The sequence below is a fragment of the Psychrobacillus sp. genome, assembly GCF_056205495.1.
Genome location: NZ_JBAEAP010000185.1, coordinates 1 through 5,011, shown reverse-complemented (window position 1 = coordinate 5,011; position 5,011 = coordinate 1). Strand labels below are relative to the sequence as shown.

The 5,011-nt window shown below is 34.6% G+C and carries 6 protein-coding genes; 5 read left to right on the top strand and 1 reads right to left on the bottom strand.

Features of this window, described 5'->3' with window-relative positions:
• Window positions 1–1,399: thioredoxin domain-containing protein (locus AC06OU_RS05545; protein ID WP_475854501.1), on the top strand; the 1,399-nt coding region annotated here is incomplete at its 5' end.
• 21 nt (window positions 1,400–1,420) lie between these two features.
• Here AC06OU_RS05545 and AC06OU_RS05540 read toward each other — a convergent pair.
• A complete protein-coding gene (locus tag AC06OU_RS05540) occupies window positions 1,421–1,618 on the bottom strand; it encodes a hypothetical protein (protein WP_475854499.1) in 198 nt (65 codons plus the stop codon).
• Window positions 1,619–1,825: 207 nt separating this feature from the next.
• On the opposite strand from AC06OU_RS05540, the gene AC06OU_RS05535 reads away from it, so the two are divergent.
• From AC06OU_RS05535 to menC, 4 genes are all read left to right on the top strand, one after another.
• Window positions 1,826–1,975 (top strand): hypothetical protein, encoded by a 150-nt coding sequence (locus AC06OU_RS05535; protein WP_169358770.1) that lies wholly within the window; start codon window positions 1,826–1,828, stop codon window positions 1,973–1,975.
• 332 nt (window positions 1,976–2,307) lie between these two features.
• Window positions 2,308–3,168: a MurR/RpiR family transcriptional regulator gene (locus AC06OU_RS05530; protein ID WP_475854497.1), complete on the top strand. Its 861-nt coding sequence runs from the start codon at window positions 2,308–2,310 to the stop codon at window positions 3,166–3,168.
• Between the two features lie 71 nt (window positions 3,169–3,239).
• Complete coding sequence (locus AC06OU_RS05525; RefSeq protein ID WP_475854495.1) at window positions 3,240–3,530, top strand: hypothetical protein; 291 nt, start codon at window positions 3,240–3,242, stop codon at window positions 3,528–3,530.
• 26 nt (window positions 3,531–3,556) lie between these two features.
• Window positions 3,557–4,666 (top strand): o-succinylbenzoate synthase, encoded by a 1,110-nt coding sequence (gene menC, locus AC06OU_RS05520; protein WP_475854494.1) that lies wholly within the window; start codon window positions 3,557–3,559, stop codon window positions 4,664–4,666.
• Window positions 4,667–5,011 lie beyond the last annotated feature (345 nt).

Genomic DNA, 5,011 nt, shown 5'->3' with positions numbered 1-5,011 from the left:
GCATGGTGGCTTTGGTAAAGAACCTAAGTTCCCCTCCCCTCTACAGCTGCTCTTTTTAATGAGGTATTATCATGAAACTAAGGATGATGATGCCCTTAATATGGTTGAGATTACATTGGACGGTATTGCTCGTGGTGGAATATCAGATCATCTTGGTGGTGGATTCGCTAGATACTCAACGGATGAAATGTGGCTTACTCCACATTTTGAGAAAATGCTCTATGACCAAGCATTGCTTTTAATGGCATATACCGAGGCTTATCAAATTACTAGAATTCCTCAGTATGAAGAAATTGTATACAATACTGTTAAATTTGTTGAAAGGGAAATGAATCATCCTGAAGGTCCCTTCTTTTCAGCAATTGATGCGGACAGTGATGGTGAAGAAGGAACTTATTATGTTTGGTCTTTTCAGGAAGTAATACAAGTCTTGGGTGAAGATGAGGGTACACTTTTTGCAAGATGCTATGATATTACAGAACAAGGTAACTTTGATGAAAAAAACATACCTAATTTAATATATACTGATATTGCTTCTATTCTAGAGGAATTTAATATATCGGAGGATGAATTGGAAGAACGATTAGATGCTTCTAAAGCTATTCTTTTAGATCATCGTCAGAACAGGGCTTACCCACATATTGACGACAAAATAATTACCTCATGGAATGGTTTAATGATTGCTGCACTTGCCAAAGCTGGAGCAGCCTTTACGAATCCTCACTTTATAAGCTCTGCAAAAAGAGCTTTGCAATTCATTGAGGATCATCTTATTAAGGAAAATGTTTTATACGCAACTTATAGAGATGGAGAAGCAAAAAATGTTGCTTATTTGGATGATTATGCAAATTTATTGTGGGCATTTGTTGAGCTTTATGAAGCAACGTATGAGGAAGAGTATTTAAAGAAGGCAAAACAGATAGCCTCAGAGATTATGGACAACTTTAAAGATGAGGTAAATGGTGGATTTTATTTTACGAGTAAGCGTGGAGAAAAATTAATTGTTCGAGAAAAAATAATTATGGATCAAATTATTCCTGCTGGGAACGGGACAATCGCTTGGCAGTTTTGGAGGTTAGCTAAAATTACCGACGATCCAGATATGCTTCAGCTAGCTGAAAATACTATTTCCACTTTTGCAGAGGAAATTACACTTTATCCAACCTCTCTATTGTCTTCGCTAATCGCATACCAATCATTAAATGGTAAAGGAAGAGAAATAAAGTTAATCGGTAACCCAATAAGCGATATCGTAAAGGTGCTTCAGACAACGTATAGACCGTTTGATACTTGGTCAACCAAAGCGCCTTTAGAAACCTTGTCGGTACAAATTTGTCAAAATAATAGTTGCCATGCACCGCTTAAAGATATAGAAAAAATCATTAAAGAGATAACTTAAATAAATACCAAGGAGAAGACATTAAGAGTGGTCTTCTTTTTTTTGTATGTGAATATACATCTCAATCAGTTTTACTTTCTCACTCAACTCAATTAAAGCTCGCATTATTTGTTGCTGATCGAGTTTTGTCATGCTAGTTTGATGCACCATTTGTTCTACTGACTTTTCCACATGAATTATACTTTTATTCATTCCATCTACAAAATGTTGAACCGACATATAGCCCTCCTCCTTTTTTAATATTTTACTCTATCTGCCATTTTCTGCAATTTTCAGAATTAAATATATAACGTGATTATGACATAATACGATGATATTTGCATAAATAATAGAATTTTAGCCTCAATTTACGGAATGAAATTTTTTTTTGGACTTTTTTCTTTTTCCCTAGAATATATTGAAGTAAAAGTTGAGAGGGGATATTGGTTGAGCTCAAATTCAAATCCTGTTGATTCTAATGAAATGAAAAGAAGGCAAGATCTAGATGAAATTGCCTCCCTTAATATGATTGGTGAAGGTTGTCCATTTTTTGACGAAGAAGAAAAAATAGTTCAGGAGAAAAAAGAAAATAAATAACTATCCCCACCATACGTGGTTTTTTTTTATTGGGTGCATGAAAATCCAGTTGTGAATTTTTTATGAACTAGATTGGATTAGTAAAAACCATTGACCTAAAGCATAAAATTAACTTTTACCTATAAATAAGAACATTCTACACCTTATTGTTCGTGTACTTTATAAAAAAAGGATTTTATATAAATACATTGATATATACTATTTAAAACCCCTATCTAAAAAAAGTAATTGTAATGAATAGAATATTATGATAAATTAAGCATTATTAGAAATTGAAGCTTAACCTTCAAACGACATCAAAAATAACGCCTTAACTTCAAAAGGAGAACCCCGTGCAATTACAAAATCTTATTCGTGAAAATTTTGTTACTATGTCTAAAAGCCAAAAAAAAATGGCTACTTATGTATTAGATCATCCTCGGGATATAGCGCTTTGTTCAGCTGCCGAATTAGGAGGAAGGATAGGAATAAGCGAATCGACTGTTATTCGTTTTTCCTATACACTTGGCTTTTCCGGCTATGTGGAACTTCAAAAGCTTATGCGTGAACATTATTTTATCAATGAATCCTCAACAAGCCCTTACCAATACACAGAAATTGAATTATCTAAGGAAGAGAGCTTTCATAGACAAGTCATGGAAAAAGATATTCAATCTATTCAAGCTACTATGGATCAAATAGACGCCGCGTCTTATTACGCAGCCGTACAAAGACTTTCAAAGGCAAAATCAATCTATGTATTAGGCCTTCGTACTTCCTATCCTGCCGCCAATTGGCTTTCTTTTTCTATTGGTTTAGTAAAAGAAAATGTTCACTTTATGAGACCGGACACAGAAGATGTGATTAGAACCATTGCTAGCATGAATTCAAATTCGGTAGTAATTATTATATCTTTTCACCGTTATTTGAAAGAAACGCTTCAAATCGCAGAATTAGTTAGAAAGCAAAAGGCTTATATTATTGGCATTAGTGATTCTATGCTTGCTCCCATACATGAATATAGCGACGTGTTATTCCCTGTATCTACACAAAACAAGTCAACCTTTGATGCCGTTGCACCGTTGTTTTCTTTTATGAATGCCATTGTTTCAGGCTTAATAGTCGAACAAAAGGATGCCTTTAAAAATAGACAGCTGATGTATCAAAGTATCCCAAGTCATTTTCTTTTTGAAGGTGTCGATGAAAATTCATAATTTTAGTAGGATATCAATGAAATTAAGCATAAAACGTGGTAGATTAAGAGTAAGAAAGCGGAGGATAATCGATGCCGGAGAATACAAAGTTTACACAGCCTTTTCACATTGACTTTACAGAAAATAATTATCCTGTCTTAATCGAGCCACGCATATTTGTACCGACTGAGGAAGCTTATGAAGTGCCAATTCCTCAAATGATTCAAGAAATGCGTGTCACAGAGCCTGATCTAGCATTAAAATGGGATCTTCAGATTAGAAAAATCATACAAACTCTATTCATTGAAAATTATTCCATAATTGCTGTTCGTAAAACTAAGGAACCGGTGAATTATTATCAGTTTATAAAAAAGATGAAATAACCTCCCAATTAAGGAGTTCTATAAAAATGATTATTAAAAAAGTAAGATTACATCATCTAAATATGACGATGAAAAATTCGTTTGTAACTAGCTTTGGGAGTGTTAAGGAGAAGCCTTTTTTGTTAGTCGAGGTTATGGACGAAAGTGGAAATACCGGTTGGGGTGAGTCTACTGCCTTTCATGCTCCGTGGTATAACGAGGAAACCTTTCAAACTAATTTACATATTATAAAGGATTTTTTAATCCCGTTAATATTAAATAGGGATATAAATCATCCAGATGAAGTGTCTGCTATATTTTCTCCTATTCGTAAAAATAATATGGCTAAGGCTGCGATAGAAGGTGCTATTTGGGATCTTTACGCAAAAAGAAATAGTCTTCCTTTATCTGAAGCACTTGGTGGTACCCTCACAAATATCGAAGTGGGAGTCAGCATTGGCTTACAAAAGAGTTCTGATGAACTTATAAGTGTCGTACAGAATTACGTACAGGAAGGGTATAAACGTATTAAAGTGAAAATCAAACCTGGAAGCGATATCTCTTTAATCTCTGCTCTAAGAGAAGCGTTTCCCGAATTACCTTTAATGGCAGATGCTAATTCAGCCTATACCTTAGATGATATAGAAATATTTAGGCAGCTTGATCAATACAATCTTTTAATGATCGAGCAGCCTTTAGGTTACGATGATATAGTTGATCACTCAAAACTTCAACGAGAAATTAAAACACCTATTTGCTTAGATGAAAGTATCCTGTCACTTGAAGATGTAAGAAAAGCCATAGAATTAGGTAGCGCTAAAGTTATTAATATAAAAATAAGTCGCGTCGGGGGACTTACAGAAGCAAAAAAAATCCATGACTATTGCTTAGAAAAAAATATACCAGTTTGGTGTGGTGGGATGCTGGAAGCTGGTATTGGTCGTGCACATAATATTGCACTTGCCTCGTTACCTAACTTTACGTTTCCAGGTGACACATCAAGTTCATCCCGTTATTGGGAGGAGGATATTATTACTCCTGAAGTCGTTGCCAAGGATGGATATATTACAGTGCCGACAGGCTATGGGATAGGCTACGAGCCGATCTTAGAATATATAAAGAAGCTCACCGAGAATTTGTGGGAATTTAAAGCCTAGAAAATATCTTCATTAAAAAAGGGCTGTAAGTGCAAAACTTACAGTCCTTTTTCCATATATTTTTATCACTTCCTCGACATGGAATTCCTTTAATGACATTATACGTATACCATAGTTCATATTTTCATCTAAAACCCCCTATCTAAAAAGACAGGGGGCGAATAAAATTTATACTATTTTTTAATATCTACAATTCTACCTTCAATTTCCGTAGGAATTTTATCAAGTGACTCAAACTGTTCTATTAAATTCTCCCAATCTGAAAGTCCCAAGTCAGTTACTTTACCAGCTTTATAAATTTTCTCGAAAACATCGTAGCTGTCTCCACCCTTAGCTGTAAATGCA

Bases quoted from the DNA above. Each gene is read 5' to 3' on its own strand.
- AC06OU_RS05540 (WP_475854499.1), bottom strand. From the start codon at position 1,618: ATGTCGGTTCAACATTTTGTAGATGGAATGAATAAAAGTATAATTCAT.
- AC06OU_RS05525 (WP_475854495.1), top strand. From the start codon at position 3,240: ATGCCGGAGAATACAAAGTTTACACAGCCTTTTCACATTGACTTTACA.
- menC (WP_475854494.1), top strand. From the start codon at position 3,557: ATGATTATTAAAAAAGTAAGATTACATCATCTAAATATGACGATGAAA.